This is a genomic window from Sphingomonas sp. OV641 (assembly GCF_900109205.1).
GTDB lineage: Bacteria > Pseudomonadota > Alphaproteobacteria > Sphingomonadales > Sphingomonadaceae > Sphingomonas.
In genome coordinates, this window is sequence record NZ_FNZB01000001.1 from 1800865 (window position 1) to 1823053 (window position 22189).

Sequence of the window (22189 nt, forward strand, 5' to 3'; positions counted from 1 at the left end):
CGGCCGCGCGATATCATGACCATGCCGATCGATCAGTCCCTGCCGTTCATCCCAGTCCGCATTGCCGTGCTGACCGTATCCGACACACGCGGGCTGGCGGAGGACCGATCCGGCGACGCGCTTGTGGCGCGATTGTCGGATGCGGGGCATGTGCTCGCCGATCGCCAGATCCTGCGCGACGACACCGACATGATCGTTGCTCGGCTGCATGCGTGGATCGAGGACGAGTCGGTCGATTGCGTGATCACCACCGGCGGAACCGGCGTCACCGGCCGCGACGTGACTCCCGAGGCGGTGGAGCGAGTGGCGGACAAGATGATCCCGGGCTTTGGCGAATTGTTCCGCTGGCTATCCTATCAGACGATCGGCACCTCCACCGTGCAATCACGCGCCTGCGCCTGCGTAGCGCGCGGCACCTATATTTTCGCGCTGCCGGGATCGACCGGCGCGGTGAAGGATGGCTGGGACGGGATCTTGCGCGATCAGCTCGACAGCCGGCACCGGCCCTGCAACTTCGTGGAACTGATGCCGCGGCTGATGGAACGATAGAGCGCGCGCCGCTTGCTGCGCGACTCGGCGCGCAACGGCTGGACGATCTCACTTCCTGAAGAGCCTGACACGCCCTCATCGATGAGGAAGGCTCTCACGGCTTTGATCTCTGGTCGGGGCGACAGGATTCGAACCTGCGACCCCCACACCCCCAGTGTGATGCGCTACCAGGCTGCGCTACGCCCCGACCGAGACGCGCGCCCCTACGCGGCGCGCGCCCAATATGCAAGCGGCGATCAGATCAGCTTGCGCCAATGCTGCCCGTCCCAGGCGTCGATCGACATGGCGCTGGGCGAATGATCGCGCAGCGCACGGCCGAATGCCTTCTGGTGATCGGCCTGGCCGTGAGCGGCGAGCGCCTCGGGGCTGGCCCAGCGCTCGGCGACGCGCACCAGATCGGGGTCGGCCGCGTCAAAGGCGAAGCTATATTCCTCGCATCCCTCCTCGGTGCGCACCTTTGCCGCATGTTCGGCCATCAGGTTCGCGGCCTTGGCGCCCTCGCCGGCGCCCAGCTTGATCGTGCCCATCACCAGGATCGTCATTCACCTCTCCTCTTCACCGTGCCCGTTCGACATGAACTGTCATGGGCCAGTCGACACCTCACGTACCTGCGCCGGCGAGTTGCGCCAAGGGCGCAGCGATGTTAGCGGCGCAGGCTTCCTGTGGGGCTCGTTTCCGGGCGCCATGACCCATGTGCACGCAAGGACGGCATGTTCATTTCCCCAGCTTATGCCCAGACGGCGAGCGGCGCCGGAGCGCAGGGGGGCCTCGCCGGCTTCCTCAGCCTCGCGCCCCTCGTTCTCGTCTTCATCGTCTTCTATTTCCTGATGATCCGCCCGCAACAGCGCCGGATGAAGGCGCTGCAGAATGCCGTCGCCGCCGTGAAGAAGGGCGACACGGTCGTCACTGCCGGCGGTGTGGTCGGCAAGGTGACCAAGGTCGAGGAACAGTTCGTCGAGGTCGAGATTGCGCCGAACACCCGCATCAAGGTCGTCAAGGCGACGCTCGCCGAGGTGACGGCGCTCGGCTCCAAGCCGGCGAACGACTAAGAACTGGGCCGCCAACATGCTCGATTTCCCGCGCTGGAAGGTCGCCTCGATCTGGCTCACGATCGCCGTGCTGTGCGCGCTGGCCATCCCCAGCCTGATCCCGCAGCGCATCACCGATCAATGGGGTGTCAACCTGCCCCGCATCAATTTGGGGCTCGACCTCGCCGGCGGCAGCTATCTGCTGCTGGAGGCGGACGTGAACGACGTTGCGTCCAATCGCCTGGAGGCGATGCGCGAGCAGGTGCAGACGGAAATGCGCCGACAGGATCCGCGGATCGAGATCGGTGACATCTCGACGCGTGGCGGCCGGCTGTCCTTCCTGCTGCGCGATCCCTCGCAGGTCGATGCCGCACGCGAACGGCTGCTCGCTATCACCGGCGGCGGCGTCGGCATGACCGGCCAGCGCGAGTGGGACATCCAGGTGGTTGATACCAGCCGGCTGGTGCTCACCCCCACCCAGGTCGGCCTGAACCAGGCGGTGGACACCGCCATGGGCGATGCGACGGAAGTGGTCCGCCGCCGAATCGACGAACTGGGCACGCGCGAGCCGACGATCATTCGTCAGGGTTCGAACCGCATCGTGGTGCAGGTTCCCGGCCTGCAGAACCCGCAGGCGCTGAAGGACCTTCTGGGCAAGACCGCGAAGCTCGAGTTCAAGCTGGTCGACGAGACGGCGACGCCGCAGCAGCTGGCGAGCAAGCAGGCGCCGGCCGGCAGCCAGATCCTCGCCTATCCCACCAATCCAAGCGGCATTCCGCTGATCGCCGTGAAGCGCTCCGCCATCATCTCGGGCGACCAGCTCAGCGATGCGCGGATGGAATTCAGCCAGCAGACCAACGAGCCGCAGGTCGCCATCACCTTCGACAGCCAGGGCGGGCGCAAGTTCGCGCGAGTGACGCAGGAGAATGTGAACAAGCCGTTCGCCATCATCCTCGACAATCAGGTGATCTCCGCCCCGAACATCAACGAGCCAATCACCGGCGGGCGGGCGCAGATCTCCGGCAGCTTCACGACGGAAAGCGCCAATGCGCTGGCGATCGCGCTGCGTTCGGGCAAGCTTCCGGTGGCGCTGAAGGTCGTGGAGGAATCGACCGTCGGCCCGGACCTGGGCGAAGAGTCGATCCGCGCCGGCATCCTGGCCTCCGCCGTGGCGGTGGCGCTGGTCGTCGCCTTCATGCTCGTCACTTATGGCCGCTTCGGCGTCTATGCGAACCTCGCCGTGGTCATCAACGTGTTCGTCATCGTCGGCGTGCTTGCGCTGATCGGCGGCACGCTGACCCTGCCGGGCATCGCGGGCTTCGTGCTGACGATCGGCACCGCGGTGGACGCCAACGTGCTGATCAACGAGCGCATTCGCGAGGAGCGGCATCGTGGCCGCTCGGTGGTGCAGGCGGTTGAACTGGGCTATTCCGAAGCCAGCCGCACGATCTTCGAGGCGAACATGACGCACGCGATCTCTGGCATCATCATGTTCCTGCTCGGCTCCGGCCCCGTGAAGGGCTTTGCCGTCGTGCTGCTGATCGGCATCGCCACCAGCGTGTTCACGGCCGTGCTGTTCACCCGCATGCTGACAGCAGGCTGGCTGCGCCGCACCAAGCCGAAGACGATCAACATATGATCGCCCTGCCGACCGCCTCCCTTGTCCCTGCAGACGCAGGGACCCCTGATTCCCGACGCGCGGCCCCCGTTCAGGGCCTGACGCGTCGCGCTTCCCGCCGCGGCGGGAATGACGGAAGATTGCCATGCGCCTGCTGAAACTCGTCCCTGACCATACCAACATCGATTTCGTCCGGCTGCGCGGCTGGGCGTTCGGGCTCACGCTGATCCTGTCGGTGCTCGCCATCGGGATCACCTTCGCCAAAGGCCTGAACTTCGGCGTCGACTTCGAAGGCGGGCTGATGATCGAGGAACGGTTCGCATCGCCGCCGGATCTCGATCGCCTACGCGAGGTGGTAGATGCGCAGGGGCTGGGCGAAGCGTCGCTCCAGCAGTTCGGCGATCCGCGCACCCTCACCATTCGCCTCCCCGTTCAGGAGGGCGCGGACGAGGGCGCAACCAACGCCGCCGTGAAGAAGGTGGAGACGGCCATCTCCCAGGCGTTCCCGGGCGCGACGTTCAACCGTTATTCCACCATTTCCGGCAAGGTCTCGGGCGAGCTGATCCGCAACGGCGTGCTCGCCGTGGTGCTGGCCGTGCTGGGCATCGGCCTGTTCGCGATCGTTCGCTTCGAATGGCAGTTCGGCGTTTCCACCATCGCAGCGATCGTGCACGACCTGCTGATGACGCTGGGTTTCTTCGCGCTGACGCAGTTCGAATTCGACCTGAACATCGTGGCCGCGGTGCTGACCATCATCGGCTATTCGATCAACGACAAGATCGTCATCGACGATCGCATCCGCGAGAACATGCGCCGCTATCGCAAGATGGACATGCGCGAGATCGTGAACCTGTCGGTCAACGAAACGCTGCCGCGCACGGTGATGACCTCCGTCACCATTCTGCTGGCGCTGGGCGCGCTGCTGTTCCTGGGCGGCCATGTGCTGCGCGGCTTCACCGCGGCGATGATCCTGGGCATCGTGGTCGGCACCTATTCGTCGATCTATGTTTCATCCTCGCTGCTCATCACCCTTGGCCTGCGCGCAAACCCGGCGCCGGAGAAGGTCACCCGCGGCGGCATCGACAATGCCGAGCGGATCGTACCCCGCGGGGAGTGACGCGGCCGTGAAGATCAACCGCGATCGCGATGCCGGCGGACCGGTCGTTCGCGGTTTCACGCGCACCGGCTTTCGCCTGGACGATGCGACGGTGCTCGATGCGGTGCTGATGACCGTGAGCGAGGCGCAGACCTGGACGCCGCCCGCCCTGTCGGATCTGGACGAGGCAGCGCTCGCGGCTATCCTGACCCCTGCGCCGGAGTTCATTCTGATCGGTACCGGCGCCACCCTCGCCCGCCCGCCACGCGCGCTGGTGAATGCTCTTGAAGCGCGCGGTATCGGGGTGGAGGCGATGGACAGCCGCGCCGCCGCCAAGGCGTGGGGCGTGCTGCGCAGCGAAGGGCGGCAGATAGCCGCAGCGCTCTATCCGCTTGGCGGCTGAGAGCGGCCGCCCACTGGCTCTTCGCATAGCGAAAGCGTCCGAAGGACGGCTTGCCCCCGACTAGAGCCAGTCCCTTCCCCCGCCCCGCCAATAGCCCTACCCCCAGACTGAGGGAGAAAGAGGCGATGGCGACCGACAAGGGGACCGTATCTTTTATCGTTGATCAGCTGTCCGGGGCCGGTGATGTCACTGCGAAGCCGATGTTCGGCGAATATGGCCTTTATTGCGCCGGCAAGCTGGTGGCGCTGATCTGCGACGGGCAGCTCTTCATCAAACCAACGCCGGGTGGGCGGGCTTTAGTGCAGGAGTGCATGGAAGCAGCGCCGTATCCTGGAGCCAAGGCTTGCCTGCTGATCGATCTCGAGCTTTGGGACGATCGCGACCTGCTGGCGGCGCTGGTCGAGGTCACCGCGGCGGAGCTGCCGGCTACCAAGAAGCGGGCGCCTCGCAAGGCCAAGTCGGCGTAGCGAGCGCCCCACCCCCCGTCCGGAGGAGGGGCGCCGTGCGTCAGGCTGCCGCAGGCCGGCGGGCGAAGATGCCGAAGCCGGCGATCACGGCGTAGCAGATCACCGGCAGCACCAGGGCGAACGCCAGGCTGCCGGAGGCATCGGCGAGCGAGCCATAGAGCGGCGGGACCACAGCGCCGCCGACGATGGCGGTCGCGATCACGCCCGAACCCTCGGCAGCGCGTTTCCCCAGCCCTTCCGAAGCGAGGCTGAAGATGGTCGGGAACATGATCGAGTTCGCAAGCCCGACCGCGATCAAGGCCCAGCCGGCCGCCACACCGCCCATGTTCGCCGAGAACAGGATCAGCGCAATTGCCGCAGCCCCTGCCGTCGCCAGCACCTTACCCGGCGAAACGACGCGCAGGATGCCGGAGCCGATGAAGCGGCCCAGCAAGGCGCCACCCCAATAGAAGGGGACGTAATTGCCCGCAGTCTCAAGCGGGACGTTCCACACGGTCGGCTGCGCCAGATAGACCACCAGGTTCGACCCGATCGCCACCTCCGCGCCGACATACAGGAAGATGCAGGCGACGCCGAAGGCGAAGCGCGGGCGCGAAAGCAACGTCAGCGCATGGAAGATCGAGCCGGTTTGGTCCTGCTCCTCCTGAAGCCGGTTACGGCGTGTCCAGACCACTCCGGCGATGACGAGCAACGCCACTGCAAGGCCGATATAGGTGTGGACGATCGCCCGCGAGGCCTCGATCCGATAGGCGTCGAGCGCCGGGCCGCTGAGCGTCGCCGCACTGACGCCGGCGAGGCTGCCGAGGATCAGCGTGGAGCCGACGCGCGGGAAAATGGTGGTGCCAAGCGAATTGAACGCCTGGGCGAAGGTCAGGCGGCTGTGCGCTGTGCGAGGTGGCCCCAGCAGTGAAATCAGCGGATTCGCAACGACCTGGACCACCGTGATCCCAGCGCCCAGCACGAACAATGCCAGCAGGAACATGGCAAAGGTGGCAGAGCTCGACGCCGGGATGAAGAGCAGGCAGCCGACGGTCATCAGGACCAGGCCGAGCGTCGCGGTGCGCATATATCCTGCCCGCCGAACTACCGCCGCGGCCGGAAGCGAAAACAGCAGATACGCCAGGAAGAACGCGGAATTGACCAGATTTGCCTGGGCGTGGCTGAGGGTGAAGAGCTCCTGCAGCTTCGGCATCACGATATCGTTCAGGCTGGTGATGCCGCCGAAGATGAAGAACAGCGCGAACACGAACCATCGCAGATCGGGCGCATCGACATAGGTGCCGTCCGCTCCTGCCGTTTCCTGAGCCGCGTTGTTGGCGTTGGTCGCGCCCTGGGCAAATGCCATCAAGAAAATCCCTTTTCGAGAACGCATAAGCGTTTACCTCGAAAAGCTCGCGGGGCAACGCGTCAGGCGTGGCGCGCGTACCACCATTGCACGGTAGCGGGAAACGGGGTCCAGACACCCGTCCTGATCCCGGCGTAGCGCAGCGCATCACCGATCCACGCATTGCAGGTGTGGAACGCCGTATAGCGGCCTTGTGCTTGATAAAAGGCGTCATTGCCGAAGTAGCCGAGGTAGCGCCTGCCGCCCCGGACTAGCGATGCCTGAACATAGGCAGCAAGACGGCGATATTCGGCCGGGCGGACGATCAGGCGGCGCACCGTCCGGTCCGACGCCGGCGCCGGCACGTGATCGACATGCACCAGCGTGTCATTGCTGCCCCAAGCCGCAGCCAGCACCGTGCGGAACCTGAGATCGGCCCAGGTCGGCGTTTCAAGATAAAAGTCCCGCTCGCCCCAGCCAACGGCAATATGATCATGGCCGGCATAGCGGCCATCCCTCAGGTCACTGCCGGGGAAGATCGGCCGCCAGTCAACGCCAGCCGCTCGCTTGGGCATGACGAGTCCGACATGAATGCCGTTCGACTCCACGAACAACGTCACGCCTTGCTCCGGCTCGCTCCAGGCCTTGTTCGAGGGGATTGCGCCAACGATCCACCCGGTGATCGGATAGGCAGCGATGAGGCTGAGAAAGGTTGCGGCGATGTCGAGAAAGCGGGAACGGCGCACCGTCTTAGCGTAGCAGCGGGATGGCTCCGGAGCCATGACGGCATGGCGATGGAAGTTTCGCAGAGGTTTCGTCCTGCCGAAGGTACTTCTGCCTCGAGAAATCAGCGCGATTTCGGGGCCGGGCAAGCACGATCCTTCCCGGAAGGCCGCTCAGCAAAAAGGCCGCGTCCCGGTGGGCGCGGCCTCGATGTTCTCGCAGTGACCAGAAGCTCAGTTCGGGCGGCCGATCCCCGCGATGGTGCGGTTGATCAAAGTCCGGTCCGCATCGGCGCCGTGACGTTCGGCAATCAATGCCGCGGCAGCGCTGGCAGCCGCGGCAGCCGTCTTCGCACGAACCTCTGCCAGCGCGGCGCGCTCGGCAGCGGCGATCTTGTCCTCGGCCATCTTCGCACGGCGCATCACCAGCTCGTCGGCATCCGACTTCGCCTTGGCAATGATCACTTCGGCCTCGTGATTGGCCTGCGCGGCCATCTCGCCGGCGGTCTTCTCCGCGTCGGCGATCTTGCGCGCATATTCATCACGAAGCGCTTCAGCCTCGGCGCGAAGCGTCTTGGCTTCGTGGAGCTGGCGGCGGATGTCGGCAATCTGACGATCCAGCCCGCCGACGATCAGTGCCGGCACCTTCTTCCAGATTAGGATCGCGAACAGCACGATCATCGCCAGCGACACCCAGACGGTGCCGTTCAGACCAAGCAGCTCCGGATCGACATGGTGGTCCGGCCCGCCCTCCGCGACGCTGGTGCTCAGCGCCTCGGTGCCTTCGGCGCTCATGCCTTCTGCCTCTGCGGCATGCGCGAGGTTCTGCGCCACCTGGGCAGAGCCGCCAGCCGCGGCAGTCAGGATGATGAACTCAGCCATGTGCCATCGCCGCTTTCACAGCGCCCCTTGCTTCGTCCGCCGACACCTGCACGCCCGAAACGCGCGCCACGATGTCCTGCGTGGCTTCCGCCGCAACCGCCTCGATCTCGTCGAGCGCGCGCTGCGTGGCTGCCTTGATATCCGCCTCAGCCGCCGCAATCCGATCAGCCTGCTGCTGGCCAGCAGCGTTCAGCGTCTCTTCGCTTGCCTTGGCAGCACGCTGGCGTGCCTCCGCGACGAGCGCCTGAGCCTTCTCGCGATTGGCCTGGTCGCGCACGCGCCAGTCCGCCTCAACCTTGTCGGCTTGGTCGCGCGCCGCGGAAGCGGCAGCAAGATCCGCAGCGATCGAGTGATCGCGCGCATCGATCGTCTTCTGCACCTTGGGCAGCATGCCGCGACCCACGATGAAGAACACGGCACCGAAGGTGACGACCAGCCAGAACAGCTGGGACGCCCAGGTTGCGGCAAGTTGGGAGATCTGAGGCATCTTGAACCCTTAACCTCCCGTCCGTTCGCACCTTGCCGGCCCGAACACCGCACCACGCGGGGCGGAATGGGCCGGGGCCGCGCGAACGGCGGAGGATCCGTATCGTGTTAGGCGACGAAAACCAGGATCATCGCGACAACGAACGAGAGCAGACCGAGAAGCTCGGCACCGGCGAAACCGATGAAGAGACGGCCCTGCTGTGCGTCGGCCGCACCCGGGTTGCGCAGCGCGCCCTCGAGGAACTTGCCGAAGACGTTGCCCACACCGAGCGAGGCGAGGCCCGCACCCACAGCGGCCAGACCGGCGCCGAGCAGCTTTGCGGCTTCTGCGTCCATTTCAGTAACTCCCTATCAAAATCAAAAGGTTGGATTGAACAATACGAGACTTAGTGCAGATTGACCGCGTCGTTCAGGTAGAGCGAGGTCAACAGCGCGAAGACATAGGCCTGGATCCCGGCGACCAGCAGCTCCAGCGCGGAGATGCCGACCATCAGGCCGAAGGAGGGAATACCGACCAGCAGGCCGATTCCGGCACCGGCATTGCCAGCGTTGATCACGAAGCCCGCCAGCACCTTCAGCAGCACGTGGCCGGCCGTCATCGCGACGAACAGTCGCAGACCAAGGCTGAACGGGCGCACCATGAACGAGACGAACTCGATCAGCGGGATGACCGGCAGCAGCCACCAGGGCGTGCCATGCGGCACGAAGAGGCTGAAGAAGTGCAGGCCGTGACGCCAGAAGCCAACCACCAGAACGATCGCGAACGAGAGGATCGCGAGAATGCCGGTGATGGTGAAATGGCTGGTGAAGGTGAACGGATGAACGCCGACCACACCCAGCGGCAGGAGGCCAAGGACGTTGGCGAACAGGATGAACATGAACAGCGAGAAGACGTAGGGAACGTAACGCTTTCCCTCCGGCCCGATATTCGATGCCAGCATGTTGTCGATGAAGCGGACCACGCTTTCGACCATCACCTGACCACGGGTGGGGATAAGCTTGCCCTTGGTGCCGAGCGCCATGAAGGCAATCAAGCCCACCGCAGCCACCGCCATCCACATCGCCGAATTGGTGAAGGCGATGTTGTAGCCGGCAATCTGCCAGTCCTGGGTGCCGAACAACGGCTCAACCAGGAACTGGTGCATCGGATCGATCTTGCCGCCGCCTTCCGCCACGCCTGTTTCCCTTAACGAAAGCGCCCGATTACTTCGGGCGCTGGCTAGAAATCCGAATGATGTTTCTGAACGCGACGATCGTCCCGAGGGCGAGCATCACGAGCAGACCCCAGGGCTGCGTGCCCGCGAATCGGTCGATCACCCAACCGATCAGCGCGCCGCCGACCATCCCGCCGATCAGTTCGGCCAAGACGCGGTTTCCGAGGCGATAACCGCCGTCGGATTCCGCCTTGCCCGCCCCTGTCCGGTGCGCCTCGTCCGCTTGCGCCGCCTTCAGCCGCTCATCGAGCGAGGTGAGACGTGCATCGGTGCCGAGGGTGTCTGGTCCGGGCTCGTTTTCTGCCATCCAAGCATCCCCCAGTGTTTTTGGGCAGGCGCAAGGAAGCCAAGTGGCGAGCCCGCCAAGGCACGGCTCGGTTAGCCGGGGGGTCGGGGGGTGTCAACACTCCCGCAACCTCGTGTTCATGTTGCCGAAACATGGGAAAGGCTTCGCGAGCGTCGCGGCGGTGGCCCACTCCTTCCGGGCTTGTGCCGGTGTTCGGCGCGCCTTCAACTCGCCAGGCGCGACTGTGGAACAGGCGAGATGCCGGCGCCTAGCCGGCATGCCCGCGACGGCGTTAACAGGCGCTCTGACTGATGGAAATCAAACGCACCGCGGGTCGCGAGTCGGCGCGCCGGCACCGCGAGTCGCCCATTCCCCCGACGGGGTGCGATACTTTTCTCCGGACGCCGTCTGCTGGATAAGATTGCAGCCGCTGGTGAAGGCCAATTGCTCCACGGTCGCGCCCGACGCCTGCGCCTTTTGCGTATAGGCCGCCTTGCGCTGAATGTTGATCGCGTTGACCAGCGCGCGCAGGTCCGCCGAGCCGGCCCCCACCACGCCGAGATAGCCGTCCGGCTGCTCGCCCACCTGCCCCGCGGCACGCGCGGCGGCATAGGCCGGATCACGCTGCGCGAACGCGGCGGCCGACACGCCCGTCAGCGCTATCGCCGCAGCTGCCATCACCATCGTTTTCGTACGCATCGTCAAAAGATCCCCGGGTTCTGCTTGATCAGCGACTTGGCCTCGTTGTCGAGGCGATACACCACTTCCTGCGTGACGCTGATGTTGAGGTTGATCACGATCGGCTTGTCCGGCGCGGCGACGTTGACGCATCCGCCTGTCACCACACCCAGTCCGATCGCCAGCCTCTTCATCATCACCACCAACGTCGTGCGCCCCTGATGCTTCGTCAATGTTTCGCTCCTGGCATAATATCGCTTGCGGGCGGCTGAATGGTTGGCGGTGAGGCGCGCTTGTTCTGTTCCTCGAGCAACGCGGGCAGGTTGCGGTCGATCAGGCGCTTGGGATCATAGAAGCTGGCGGCCGAATCGATCAGGCCGCGGAAGGGTGCCTTGATGCGGACGTTGAACACGAACGGCAGCTTCTGGAGGCGGCGGACGAGGAAGTTGGACTTGGCCCCCTCCCCCTGGCTGACGCCGGCGAAGCGCACCTCGGTCACCATCTCGCCGGCGAGCGGCCCGTTCATGACGATCTGCAGGTTGCGGTAGCGCAGTGAGCGGAGCGCCTGGAAGGCGATGTTGCCCCAGGTGCCAAGATCCTTTTCCGTCAACTCGCCGAGATAGGCGAGGCTGCCGCCGCCTTCGCGCACGACGAGCGTGCCATTCTCGATCCGGCCTCCCGATTGATCGAACACCATCGGCAGCTCGCCATCGAACACGCCGGTCGCGTCGAGGTTCTTGAAGTCGAACTGCGTGAGGAACTGGCGCGCCTCGGCACCGTCGACGCGAAAGGTCATGCGGCGTTCCTGCGGCGATGAGAAGTCGAGCAGGGTCGGCTGAAGCGTCAGCGTGCCACCCGCAAAGGGCCAGCGGCCGCCGTTGACGCGAATCTTCAGGTCGCGGAGCAGCTGGTACTCGATCCGACCGTCGGTGACGGCGACGCCGGGATTGATCTCCGCGACCGTGGCAATCTGGTTGGGAGCGGATTCGAGGCCCAGCAGGTCGGTGAAGCGCACCTCGCCCTTGACGCCGGTGACCGGGCCGAAGGCGGCGGCGAGATCGAGCTTTTCGGTGCCGAAGGTGCCAGTAGAGGTAACCCCTCTTGGCGACCAGGCGATATCGCCCTTCCCGGCGACACGGCCCTTCACGTCAGCGATGACGCCGAACGTGAGCCGCGTGAGCTCCTCAGGCTGGAAACCATCGCCGAAGGTGATGCCGGGAACGGCGAGGTGCGCGGCGCCTTCCCCGCTGGCAAGCGCGTGGCGAATGGTGACATCGGCGACCTTCACGCTCTTGGCGGGTTCGTAGAGCGTGCCCTTGGCGGTGATCGCATTCCCGGCGAGGGTGAGCGCCACGGCACGCGCCGCCAGCGTGTTGAAGCGCGGGCTGTCCGCCGCGTCGTTCACCGCAAGTGCGCCACCGAGTGTGAGCGCGCCACCTTGAAAACGCCAATCGCCAGCGGCGTCGGAAAGGAGCAACGGCACGTTGCCGATCTGCCCAGCACCGCCCGCGAAGGTGCCGGCGATCGCGCCCCGCGCGACACGGCCGTCCAGGCTGGCGAAGTCGAGGCGGGTTACGCTGGCCGGTCGGCCGATCCGGGCGGTGACATCGCCGAGTGCAAAGGCAGCGGCGGCATGGCGCCACTCCACGCTGCGACTGGCGAGAGCGAGTGGCGATCCGCCCAGCGTACCGTCCAGCTTGACGCCGGCGGCGCGGACGCCGCCGCCGATCCGGCCACGATCGAAGCTGAACATGGCGCCATCGATCGGGCAGAGGGTCACTGCCGTATTCGCCAGTGCCAGGCCCGAGAGTGTCAGCCTGTGGACGCTCGCCGGAACGCAGGTCGAGTTCGCCGACACCCGACCATTATCTACACGCAGGGTGAGCGGCAGGCGCATCGTGTCGATCGCGCCACCGCTCAGCGGACCCGATAGCGTCGCGACGGTGGCGAGCCGCACGCTCCCCGCGGGAGTGGCGGTGAAGCGCATGGGGGTCAGCGCAAGACTTGCGCCCTTCGCTGCGTAGCGGGCGATCGTCGCAGTGCCCTCGACCTGGCCACCGGGGTGTGACTGGGTGAGTGCGATACGGCCGGTGGGTAGCCCGCCGCCGCCGAAGCGCAGCGTGCCATCGGCGCGAAATCCGCCCCGCTCACCCAGAATCAGTCCGGCACCCTCGCCGAAGCTGGCGGAGGCGCCTGTTGCGGCCCGCACCGTCGCGCTGCGCATTGTTATGAGCGGGCGGTCGCCGGCGGTGCCGAGCGCGAGGTCGGCGCCCAGATCGAACCGCTCCGCCGCTTGCGCCAGCGCCGTGGCGGCAGCGCCGGCGAGCGGCTCCAGCGGCGTGCCCGCTGCGCTTGCCGCTGCGCTGACCACGCGGGCACGGGCGGGCGCCGACACAGCCATGTCGCTGGCGTCGACCCGCCCCGCGGCCAGTGCACGTCCGGCGGCGACCCGCCAGGTGCCGGAAAAGGCGAGCGTCTTGGCGCCTATACCGCTCGCTGCCATTCTCTCGCCGCGCAGTTGCGCCTCGCCTTGAGTGCGCTTGGCCGACCCTTCGAACCCGATCCGCCCGCCGAGCGCCGCCAGCCTCGCCCCAGGCGCGACGACCGCCGCCGTCTGCAGCGCAGCCGACCCCTGCCATTGGTCCAGCGCCGGGCTCAGCGCGACGTCGATGCGCGCTTCGGGACGGGCGACGCGGGTGTCACCGCAAGCGAGCGCGGCGAGGCGAACGGGGCCGGCGATCCGCGGGGCGGCATCGCGCACCGTAAGCTTCAGAAAGGCGGTTGGGCGGCGGGTGGTGCAGCTGCCAACAGACAGGTCGCCGCTGACCGCCGCGAGCGTGCCGCGGAAGCCATCATCGAGCCGGCCCCGGCCCGAAAGGCGCAGGCCGACGACGCCTAACGGCGTGGTGAGGCGCATGCGCGCATCGTTCACGGACAGGTCGATCGCCGGGAGCGCGAAGGGCTTCCCCGACGGTGCCGGCAGCAGCCGATCGAGTGCGCCGAGCGAGACTTTCCCGTCGACCAGCGCGCCGCGCAGCCGCACGCGGCCGGCGCGCACCGCCGTGACACGCGGGCGACCGGCGATCGAAAGGCGCGTCTCGACCCAATCGGCGACGAGATCGGGGTTGGCGGGATCGCCGATCACCACGTTCGTCAGTCGCTGGCGCTGAAAGCCGAGATCCTCGATTGCGTAACGTGCGGGAACGCCGCTGGCAGCCAGACTGCGGTCAATAAATCGGCTGGCGATCGGCACACGGGCAGACCACAGGGCTAGCAGGGCAGCGATGATGAGCAGCGCCAGGATCAGCAGCACACGCGCGAGGCGGCGGCGGCGTGGGCTCCGGTCCTCCTGTGCGGCTGTCACCTTGCTCCTTCCGGTGCGCGAAAGAGCGGTCTCTCTAAGGAGGAAGCGCAGTGGTTGGAAGCCTCACCCCCCGTCGTCACGCCGGACTTGTCCCGTCATCGCGCACGCGTGATTTCAATTGTTGCACCCTCGAGCACGGGCGCGAGCGACAGCGCCGGTGGAGAGTTCGGTTCCGGAGCGAGGCCGGGATGACGAGGCCCAAGAGCTGATTGCACCCGCCACCCTCCCCGCCTAGCCTAAGCCGCATGGCCGACAGCGATCCCGCCGCCACCGACAATCACGGCCATCGCGCGCGGCTGCGGGAGCGCTTGCTGCGGGGTGGTGGCGAGGCGCTGCTCGATCATGAGCTCATCGAATATCTGCTGGCCCTGGCCATCCCGCGCCGCGACACCAAGCCGCTCGCCAAGGCATTGCTGCTCGAGTTCGGCGGGATCGGGGGTCTGCTGACCGCCGATGCCGAGGCGCTGATGCGCGTCTCCGGCATGGGCGAAACGAGTGCGGCGGCGATAAAGATCGCCCAGGCTGCGGCGATCCGGCTGGTGCAGGCGGAGGTGGCGGCGCGTCCGGTGCTGGGCAATTGGCAGGCCCTGCTCGATTACCTGCGCGCCGACATGGCGCATCACGTGATCGAGCGGGTGCGGGTGCTGCATCTCAACAGCCGAAACATGCTGATCCGTGACGAGGTGATGAGCGAAGGCTCGATCGACCAGGCGCAGGTGCACGTGCGCGAGGTGATCCGGCGGGCCATCGACCTGGGTTCGGCAGCGATCATCCTGGTGCACAATCACCCCTCGGGCGATCCCTCGCCGAGCCGGGCGGATATCGAGGTAACCAAGGCGATTGTCGATGCGGGCAAAGGGCTTGGCATAGCGGTGCACGACCATCTGATCGTCGGAACCAGCGGGCATGTGAGCCTGCGGGCGAAGGGGCTGATGTAGCGCCACCTCGTCATCCCGGGCCTATCCCGGCATCACGGTTTCGCGCGCCTCGCGCCATTGATTTCGCGGATGGCTGGACCCCGGCACATGGCCGGGGTGACGAAATGCTCGGCTCAACGCTGCGCGTTCTTTTCCGCTTTTTCCTCCGCCGCGGTCTTCGGTTCCGCCATCTGCGGCGGTTCTGAGGTCATCATCGAGCCTTCGAGCGCGATATCGAGCTTGGCATCCTCGTCGAGCGGGTTGCCGTCTTCATCGGTCTTGGCAAGCGGATCGGTCTGGGCGGGGTTGAGCGGGGGATTGGGCATGATCGTCTCCTTTCACGCATCAACGGTCGGGCCGACCGGCCCGTTCCGGTCATTTCGCGTGATAGAAATCGTACACCTGCTGCGCGACGCCCGCGCTGACGCCGGGTGCCTTTTGCAAATCGGCAAGACTGGCGTTGCGTACCGCACGTGCGGTGCCGAAGTGCATCAGCAGCGCCTTCTTGCGTGCCGGGCCGATGCCGGGCACCTCGTCGAGCGGGCTCGCCCCGATCGCCTTGGCGCGCTTCTCCCGATGCGCGCCGATGACGAAGCGGTGGACCTCGTCGCGCAGCCGCTGGAGGTAGAATAGCACGGGCGAATTGACGGGCAGCGTCAGCTCGCGCCCGTCCATCAGGTGAAACACCTCCCGCCCCTCGCGGCCGTGATGCGGGCCCTTGGCGACGCCGACCAGGCACACGTCCTCGATGCCGAGATCCTCCAGCACCGCCTTGGCGGCGTTCAGCTGCCCCCGCCCGCCGTCGAGCAGGACGAGATCGGGCCAGGTGTCGCCGTCGCGATCGGGATCCTCCTCCATGGCGCGGGCGAAGCGGCGGGTGAGCACTTCGCGCATCATCGCGAAATCGTCGTCGGTCGCCGCCTGCTTGATGTTGAACTTGCGATACTGGCCCTTGCGGAAGCCCTCCGGTCCGGCGACGACCATCGCGCCGACCGCATTGCTGCCCTGGATGTGGCTGTTGTCGTACACCTCGATCCGCTGCGGCGGCTCGGCAAGTTCGAACAGGTCGGCGACCTCGCGGTTGAGCTTCGCCTGAGTGGTGCTTTCCGCCAGCCGCCGCTCCAGCGCTTCCTTGGCGTTGCGGCAGGCCTGCTCCATCAGCCGCTTGCGCGTGCCGCGCTGCGGCACCTCGATCGCGACCTTGCGCCCCGCGAGCGTCGTCAGCGCTTCCATCAGCACCTCCACGTCGGGCAACGCCCGATCCACCAGCACCGTGCGCGGGGGTGGCACTTCCTCATAGAATTGCGTCAGGAACAGGGTCAGCACCTCCTCCTCGCTCACCTCTGCGGTATGCGCGGGGAAGAAGCTGCGATGGCCCCAATTCTGCCCGCCACGGATGAAGAAGGCCTGGATGCCGATCACGCCTTCATGGCTGGCGAGCGCGAAGATGTCCGCGTCCCCCACCCCTTCGGCGTTGATGAACTGCGTACCCTGAATGAAGGTGAGCGCGCGCAGCCGGTCGCGCAGGATCGCGGCCAGTTCGAAGTCCATCGCCTCCGCCGCCGCCTGCATCTGCGCGCCGAGCTTTGCCTGCACGTCGGTGGTCTTGCCGGCGAGAAACTTCTTCGAATCCGCCACCAGCTCGTCATAGCCCGCCTTGTCGATGCGGCCGACGCAAGGCGCCGAGCAGCGCTTGATCTGGTACAGCAGGCACGGCCGATCACGCGTCTTGAAGAAACCGTCGGTGCAGCTCCTGAGCAGGAACAGCTTTTGCAGCGCGTTCAGCGTATTGTTGACGCTGCCGGCGCTGGCAAAGGGGCCGTAATAATCGCCCTTGGCGCGGCGCGCGCCGCGATGCTTCTGGATGCGCGGATAATCATGGTCCTGCCGTAACAGGATGAACGGGAACGACTTATCATCGCGAAGGAGAACGTTGTAGGGCGGGCGGTAACGCTTGATCAGCTGCGCCTCGAGCAGCAGCGCCTCCGCCTCGTTGTTGGTGGTGACGATCGTCATCGACCGGGTCTGCGACACCATGCGCTGAAGCCGCTTCGACAGGTTCTTGACCTGCGTGTAATTGGTCACCCGGCTCTTCAGCGCGCGCGCCTTGCCCACGTAGAGCACGTCGCCCTTGGCATCCTGCATCCGGTACACGCCGGGCTTCAGCGGCAGCGTGCGAACGACATTCCGGATCGCCGCCACGCCCGCCTCCAGATCGGGCTGGTCGCTGCCGCGGATCGCGAACGTGGCTTTTTCTTCGTTGAACCGGTCGGGGGGGCCGTAGGAACCTTGCATCGTGCGCGCGATCTAGGGCCTGGCGGCCGATATTTGAATGTCCTGCCTTCTCCGTTGGTCCCGAGCATAGTCAGGGGAAGGTCCGCAGAGGGTGATTGGAGGCTTGTTCCTCGACTTCGATCGGAACGAACGGCGACTGGTGGGAACGCGCTGGCCTTTGCGCGTGTTGAGCGGGCATGACCCAGAAACGCGACAGCAGCGGCCGCTTCAAGGCCGATCACACCCAACGCAACGTCGTCATCGGCACGGCGACGGCGATCGGCGCGATCGCAACGGGCCTTGCCAGCGCGATCCACTTCGGCCTGTTCGACCGCTTCTTCGCGCCTCAGGACGGGCACAAGGTGCCGGATCTGGAGGGCGACAAGCACCCGGGACCGCACGACCGCGCCGTGGACCATTTCCGCCCCGATCCCACTGCGCCGGTGCCCGCATCGGAACGTGAGGCGCTGCGCCCGGCTACCGGCCCGGCTCCGGGCTTTTCGGCAAACCGTGGTGACCTGCGGAGCGAGCCGTCGGCTTAGTTCCTGCGGGCGAGCCGAGCCTGTCGAAGCTCGCATCCGACATCTCGGCACGAACGGCGGATGATGAGCGCAGGCGTTTCCCGGTCGTGCGGGACCTCTGCAAATCTTTTCGGTCGCGTCACAAGCTACGTCATCCCGGCCTTGTGCCGGGATCCACCGTTTCGCAGGACCGACAGCTTAAGGTCTGCGGCACGGGGAATGCCGGGACAAGCCCTGCATGACGATCTTACTTGCCGGGCGCCTTTACGCCGCCATTCCGGTCGAACGCCTTCACCCCGCCGATCCACGTCTGCTCCACGCGCGTGCCGCGCAGCGCCGCCGGATCTGCCGTCAGCGGATCCCGATCGACGATGATGAAGTCCGCCTTCTGGCCAGGCGCCAGATTGCCAAACTTCTGCTCCGCGAAGCCCGCATAGGCAGCGCCGCCGGTGAACGCCCACCAGGCCTGTTCGCGCGATACCGCCTCTTCCGGACGCCACCCGCCCGGCGGTTGCCCCTTTGCATCCTGGCGCGTGAACGCGGCTGCCCAGCCGTCCCATGGATCGGGCTTCTCGACCGGAAAGTCGGAGCCGAAGGCGAGCTTGCCGCCGTTCGCCAGCACCGATTTCCACGCATAGGCACCCGCCAGCCGCGCCGGCCCTAGCCGCGCCTCCGCCATGGTGCGATCGCCCGTCTGGTGCGTCGGCTGCATCGAGGCGATCGTGCCGAACTGCCCGACGCTCTTGAGATCCGCCGGATCGAACACCTGCGCATGTTCGATCCGCCAGCGGCGATCGCCGGTATAGGTCGCGCTCAGCACCTGAATGGCATCGAGCACCTGGGCATTGGCCTTGTCGCCGATCGCATGAACGGCGAGCTGGAAGTTATCCATCGCCGCACGGCTCATCTGGTTCTGCAGCTGGGTGTCTGAAAGGAAGCTCAGGCCCCTTTCGCCCGGCGCATCGGCATAAGGCGCCTTAAGCGCCGCGCCGCGCGAGCCGAGCGCGCCGTCAAGGTAGATCTTCACCCCGCCCATGCGCAGCCGATCATCGTAAAGCCATGGCGTCGGCCCCTTGCCGCCGATCCGGCTCGCCGTCTCCACGCCCGCACCGTAGCTCATGATGCGCACCCGCAGCGCGCCAATGTCGGCCATGCGGCGATAGCTGAGCCAGTCATCGATAGTCGTGCCCATATCGGCCACCGCAGTGATGCCGTTCGACAGCAGCTTCTGCTGCGCCTCCAGGAAAGCCGCGTCGCGCTCCTTGGGCAGCGGCTGCGGCACCGCGCGTTCGATCAGCTGCATGGCGGCGTCGACGAAAACGCCCGCCGGCGCATTGCCGGCCTTTTCGATCCGGCCACCCGGCGGGGCAGCGGTCGCGGCCGTCACACCCGCCTCGCGCATTGCCATGCTGTTCGCCCAGCCGGCATGGCCATCCGCCCGCTCCAGCCACACCGCATGGCCGGGAGCGACATCGTCCAGGTCCGCCGCAGTGGGAAAGCGCCCGAGGCCCCACGCCTCCTGGTTCCAGCCGCGCCCGGTGATCCACTTGCGATCGGGATTCGCCTGAACATAGGCGATGATCATCGCCTTGGCCTCGTTCAGCGAACGGGCGCCGGACAGGTCCAGCGACAGCGCGCCGAAGCCCAGGCCCATGACATGGCCATGGGCATCGATGAACCCGGGCAGCAGCGTCTTGCCGCCCATGTCGATCCGCCAATCGTAGAGCGGCTTGCCGGCATTTTTCTTCAATTCGCGGCGACTGAGCTTCGGCGGCTCCTCACCCGGGGGCACCAGCCGCGTGACCTTGCCAGCCTGATCGATCAGCACCGCCTTGAAGCGGATCACCCGGCCGTCCGCGGTCGGCGCCAGACCGTTGACGTTGTCGACAATGCCATCCGCGGTGGCCGGCGAGGCGAGGAGCGCGGTGGCGAGGAGGAAGGCGCGCTTCATCGCGGCAGCCTCCGCACCAGCGCGCTGGTATCCTGGCGGCCACCCTCCATCTTCTGCACCTCGGCGTAGAATTGATCCACCAGCGCCGCCACCGGCAGCACCGATCCGTTCCGCTTCGCTTCGTCGAGCGCGAGGCCCAGATCCTTGCGCATCCAGTCGATCGCGAAACCGAAGTTGAACTCGTCCTTCGCCATGGTCGGCCAGCGGTTCACCATCTGCCAGCTTTGCGCCGCGCCGCCGGAAATCGCCTCGAAGACCTTGTCGAGATCGAGCTTGCTCGCCTGTGCGAAGCGCAACGCTTCGGACAAGCCCTGGAGCACGCCGGCGATGCAGATCTGGTTCACCATCTTGGTCTGCTGGCCGGCGCCGGCGCCGCCGACATGGACGATGCGCGCGGCATAGGCCTCCATCACCGGCTGCGCCTTGGCCATCGCGTCCGCGCTGCCGCCGCACATGATCGACAGCTGGCCCTTCTCGGCGCCCGCCTGTCCGCCCGACACCGGCGCATCCACCGCCAATGCGCGGCTTTCGGCCAAGCGCCGGGCGATGTCCGCTGAAACCGTGGTGTGGTCGATGAAGACGGCGTCATCGCGCATCGCGGCAAAGGCACCGTCATCGCCGAACGTCACCTCGGCAAGGTCCGCATCATTGCCGACGCACGTCACCACGGCATCCGCCCCGCGCGCCGCCTCCGCCGGCGTATCCGCCACGGGAAGGCCGGTCGCCTCCGCTTTTGCACGGGTTCGATTGTAAACGGTCACGTGATGGCCAGCCCGCGCGAGATGCCCGGCCATGGGGGCGCCCATCACGCCAGTGCCGATGAATGCGATCTTCATAACCCAAGCGGATAGGGGCAGTTTGCACGCGGCGCCAGATGCTCCTAGGACGCGGCATCGAACCTGGATCAGTGATCCCGTTCGGGCCGAGCCGTCGAAGCCCTGCCCTTCTTCGCCGAAGAACAGACAGCCGTTCGACAGCCTCGGTGCGAGCGGCTTGGGACCTTGGCTTATGGCGACTGCGGCACAACCGACGACAACCGAAACTCTCCCCGTCTCGATCGAGGACGTCCGTGCCGCCCACGCCCGAATCCGCGATTCGATCGTGCGCACGCCGACGCTGGTCAGCAAGACGCTGTCCACGCTGGCCGGCGCGACCATCTATCTGAAGTTCGAAAACCTGCAGTTCACCGCCGCGTACAAGGAGCGTGGCGCGCTGAATACGCTGCTGCTGCTCGACGCGGAGGCCAAGGCGCGCGGCGTCATTGCCGCCTCCGCCGGCAATCATGCGCAGGGCCTCGCCTATCACGCCAACAGGCTGGGCGTGCCGGCCACGATTGTGATGCCTACCACCACCCCGACGGTGAAGGTGGTGCAGACCGAGGGCCACGGCGCCAGTGTCGTGCTTCACGGCGCGACTTTCGACGAGGCTTACGCCCATGCCCGCGTGCTGGAGGCGGAGCGCGGCTATACCTTCGTCCACCCGTTCGATGATCCGCGCGTGATCGCGGGCCAGGGCACGGTGGCGATCGAGATGCTGGACGAGGTGCCGGCGATCGACACTTTGGTGGTTCCGATCGGCGGCGGCGGGCTCATTTCCGGCATGTCGACCGTGGCGCGGGCGGCCGATCACCCAATCGAAGTGATCGGCGTCCAGGCTGAGCTGTTCCCCTCCATGTACAACAAGCTGCGGCATACCGACCTGCCCTGCGCTGGCGATACGCTGGCGGAAGGTATCGCGGTGAAGCAGCCTGGCGGCCTTACCGCGCAGATGGTGGAAGCGCTGGTCGACGACATCGTGCTCGTCACCGAACGGAGCTTGGAGGAATCGGTCAGCCTGCTGCTCCAGATCGAGAAGACCGTGGTTGAAGGCGCCGGCGCGGCGGGCCTTGCGGCGGTGCTGGCCAACAAGGAGCGGTTCGCCGGCAAAACGGTGGGCATCGTCCTTTGCGGCGGCAATATCGATACCCGGCTCCTCGCCAACGTGCTGCTGCGCGATCTTGCCCGATCCGGCCGTCTTGCTCGGCTGCGCATCCGCCTGCAGGATCAGCCCGGCGCGCTCTACAATGTCGCCCGCATCTTCGATCAGGAGCGGGTCAACATCCTCGAGCTCGCGCATCAGCGGATCTTCACCAACCTTCCGGCGAAGGGACTGAGCCTGGACGTGGAGTGCGAAACGCGGGATCGCGCGCATCTCGATCGCCTGCTCTCCGCGCTAGATACCGCGGGCTACAAGGTGAGCCTGATCGAGCTCGCCTGATCAAGCTTGCCTGATCGGGCAGCCGGTTTGCCCCAATTCGGGTCAAACCGGCCAGGTGGAAATTTCTGGCTAGGCCTCTGCCTCCGAAAACCGCATGCAACATCGTGGCGGCGGCTTTTCAGCCATCACGTCAGGATCCATATTCGTGACGGG

At 66.3% G+C, this 22189-nt stretch carries 24 protein-coding genes and 1 tRNA gene; 9 read left to right on the top strand and 16 right to left on the bottom strand.

Annotated features, from left to right (window positions below; translation table 11 throughout):
• Positions 1-21: 21 nt before the first annotated feature.
• Positions 22-549, top strand: coding sequence for a molybdenum cofactor biosynthesis protein B (gene moaB, locus BMX36_RS08585; RefSeq protein ID WP_066777138.1), 528 nt, complete (start codon positions 22-24; stop codon positions 547-549).
• A 110-nt stretch (positions 550-659) separates the two neighbouring features.
• Here moaB and BMX36_RS08590 read toward each other — a convergent pair.
• Both BMX36_RS08590 and BMX36_RS08595 read right to left on the bottom strand, forming a co-directional pair.
• Positions 660-736: transfer RNA gene (locus BMX36_RS08590), tRNA-Pro, on the bottom strand.
• 49 nt (positions 737-785) lie between these two features.
• Positions 786-1091 (bottom strand): putative quinol monooxygenase, encoded by a 306-nt coding sequence (locus tag BMX36_RS08595; RefSeq protein WP_066777043.1) that lies wholly within the window; start codon positions 1089-1091, stop codon positions 786-788.
• Between the two features lie 168 nt (positions 1092-1259).
• Here BMX36_RS08595 and yajC point away from each other — a divergent pair, with 168 nt between their 5' ends.
• The 5 genes from yajC (at position 1260) to BMX36_RS08620 (ending at position 5161) form a co-directional block, all read left to right on the top strand.
• Positions 1260-1598, top strand: coding sequence for a preprotein translocase subunit YajC (yajC, locus tag BMX36_RS08600; protein WP_066777046.1), 339 nt, complete (start codon positions 1260-1262; stop codon positions 1596-1598).
• A 16-nt stretch (positions 1599-1614) separates the two neighbouring features.
• Positions 1615-3216 (top strand): protein translocase subunit SecD, encoded by a 1602-nt coding sequence (gene secD / locus BMX36_RS08605; RefSeq protein ID WP_093064504.1) that lies wholly within the window; start codon positions 1615-1617, stop codon positions 3214-3216.
• Between the two features lie 124 nt (positions 3217-3340).
• The gene (gene secF, locus BMX36_RS08610) at positions 3341-4312 is read left to right on the top strand and encodes a protein translocase subunit SecF (RefSeq protein WP_093064506.1); all 972 of its coding nucleotides are present in this window, start codon (positions 3341-3343) and stop codon (positions 4310-4312) included.
• Positions 4313-4319: 7 nt separating this feature from the next.
• On the top strand, positions 4320-4694 hold the full coding sequence (locus BMX36_RS08615; protein ID WP_371262837.1) for an Mth938-like domain-containing protein: 375 nt from the start codon (positions 4320-4322) through the stop codon (positions 4692-4694).
• Positions 4695-4819: 125 nt separating this feature from the next.
• On the top strand, positions 4820-5161 hold the full coding sequence (locus BMX36_RS08620; RefSeq protein ID WP_093064510.1) for a TfoX/Sxy family protein: 342 nt from the start codon (positions 4820-4822) through the stop codon (positions 5159-5161).
• 40 nt (positions 5162-5201) lie between these two features.
• On the opposite strand, the gene BMX36_RS08625 is transcribed toward BMX36_RS08620, so the two are convergent.
• The 10 genes from BMX36_RS08625 to BMX36_RS08670 all read right to left on the bottom strand — a co-directional run bounded on the left by BMX36_RS08625 (position 5202) and on the right by BMX36_RS08670 (position 14117).
• Complete coding sequence (locus BMX36_RS08625) at positions 5202-6506, bottom strand: sugar MFS transporter (RefSeq protein ID WP_066777059.1); 1305 nt, start codon at positions 6504-6506, stop codon at positions 5202-5204.
• Positions 6507-6568: 62 nt separating this feature from the next.
• A complete protein-coding gene (locus tag BMX36_RS08630; protein ID WP_256210706.1) occupies positions 6569-7231 on the bottom strand; it encodes a TIGR02117 family protein in 663 nt (220 codons plus the stop codon).
• A 210-nt stretch (positions 7232-7441) separates the two neighbouring features.
• Positions 7442-8089 (bottom strand): F0F1 ATP synthase subunit B family protein, encoded by a 648-nt coding sequence (locus tag BMX36_RS08635; RefSeq protein WP_093064514.1) that lies wholly within the window; start codon positions 8087-8089, stop codon positions 7442-7444.
• Complete coding sequence (locus BMX36_RS08640) at positions 8082-8576, bottom strand: F0F1 ATP synthase subunit B family protein (protein WP_093064515.1); 495 nt, start codon at positions 8574-8576, stop codon at positions 8082-8084. Before BMX36_RS08640 ends, BMX36_RS08635 begins: the two co-directional genes overlap by 8 nt.
• A 107-nt stretch (positions 8577-8683) precedes the next feature.
• Positions 8684-8911 carry a F0F1 ATP synthase subunit C gene (locus BMX36_RS08645; RefSeq protein WP_046409264.1) on the bottom strand — a complete coding sequence of 76 codons (228 nt, stop codon included), beginning with the start codon at positions 8909-8911 and terminating at the stop codon, positions 8684-8686.
• A gap of 50 nt (positions 8912-8961) precedes the next feature.
• Complete coding sequence (locus BMX36_RS08650; RefSeq protein ID WP_066777072.1) at positions 8962-9750, bottom strand: F0F1 ATP synthase subunit A; 789 nt, start codon at positions 9748-9750, stop codon at positions 8962-8964.
• A gap of 28 nt (positions 9751-9778) precedes the next feature.
• Positions 9779-10096: an AtpZ/AtpI family protein gene (locus BMX36_RS08655; protein ID WP_066777074.1), complete on the bottom strand. Its 318-nt coding sequence runs from the start codon at positions 10094-10096 to the stop codon at positions 9779-9781.
• Positions 10097-10393: 297 nt separating this feature from the next.
• On the bottom strand, positions 10394-10774 hold the full coding sequence (locus tag BMX36_RS08660) for a YdbL family probable chaperone protein (protein WP_066777077.1): 381 nt from the start codon (positions 10772-10774) through the stop codon (positions 10394-10396).
• Between the two features lie 2 nt (positions 10775-10776).
• Entirely contained in the window at positions 10777-10986 is a 210-nt protein-coding gene (locus BMX36_RS08665; protein ID WP_066777079.1) for a YnbE family lipoprotein, read from the bottom strand.
• A complete protein-coding gene (locus tag BMX36_RS08670; protein ID WP_256210707.1) occupies positions 10983-14117 on the bottom strand; it encodes a YdbH domain-containing protein in 3135 nt (1044 codons plus the stop codon). The genes BMX36_RS08665 and BMX36_RS08670 overlap by 4 nt, the downstream gene beginning before the upstream one ends.
• Positions 14118-14362: 245 nt before the next feature.
• On the opposite strand from BMX36_RS08670, the gene radC reads away from it, so the two are divergent.
• Positions 14363-15055 (top strand): RadC family protein, encoded by a 693-nt coding sequence (gene radC / locus BMX36_RS08675; protein ID WP_093064517.1) that lies wholly within the window; start codon positions 14363-14365, stop codon positions 15053-15055.
• Positions 15056-15168: 113 nt separating this feature from the next.
• Here the strand turns inward: radC and BMX36_RS08680 are convergent, their stop codons facing one another.
• Positions 15169-15360 (bottom strand): hypothetical protein, encoded by a 192-nt coding sequence (locus BMX36_RS08680; protein WP_066780526.1) that lies wholly within the window; start codon positions 15358-15360, stop codon positions 15169-15171.
• 49 nt (positions 15361-15409) lie between these two features.
• Entirely contained in the window at positions 15410-17329 is a 1920-nt protein-coding gene (gene uvrC, locus BMX36_RS08685; protein WP_093064519.1) for an excinuclease ABC subunit UvrC, read from the bottom strand.
• Positions 17330-17505: 176 nt separating this feature from the next.
• Between uvrC and BMX36_RS08690 the strand changes: the two genes are divergently transcribed.
• On the top strand, positions 17506-17850 hold the full coding sequence (locus BMX36_RS08690) for a hypothetical protein (protein WP_066780529.1): 345 nt from the start codon (positions 17506-17508) through the stop codon (positions 17848-17850).
• A 226-nt stretch (positions 17851-18076) separates the two neighbouring features.
• On the opposite strand, the gene BMX36_RS08695 is transcribed toward BMX36_RS08690, so the two are convergent.
• Together BMX36_RS08695 and BMX36_RS08700 are read right to left on the bottom strand one after the other, a co-directional pair.
• The gene (locus BMX36_RS08695; RefSeq protein WP_093064521.1) at positions 18077-19780 is read right to left on the bottom strand and encodes an amidohydrolase; all 1704 of its coding nucleotides are present in this window, start codon (positions 19778-19780) and stop codon (positions 18077-18079) included.
• Positions 19777-20616, bottom strand: a complete 840-nt coding sequence (locus tag BMX36_RS08700; RefSeq protein WP_093064522.1) for an NAD(P)-dependent oxidoreductase — start codon at positions 20614-20616, stop codon at positions 19777-19779. Before BMX36_RS08700 ends, BMX36_RS08695 begins: the two co-directional genes overlap by 4 nt.
• Positions 20617-20788: 172 nt before the next feature.
• On the opposite strand from BMX36_RS08700, the gene BMX36_RS08705 reads away from it, so the two are divergent.
• Positions 20789-22036 carry a threonine ammonia-lyase gene (locus BMX36_RS08705; protein WP_093064524.1) on the top strand — a complete coding sequence of 416 codons (1248 nt, stop codon included), beginning with the start codon at positions 20789-20791 and terminating at the stop codon, positions 22034-22036.
• The last annotated feature ends 153 nt before the right edge of the window (positions 22037-22189 follow it).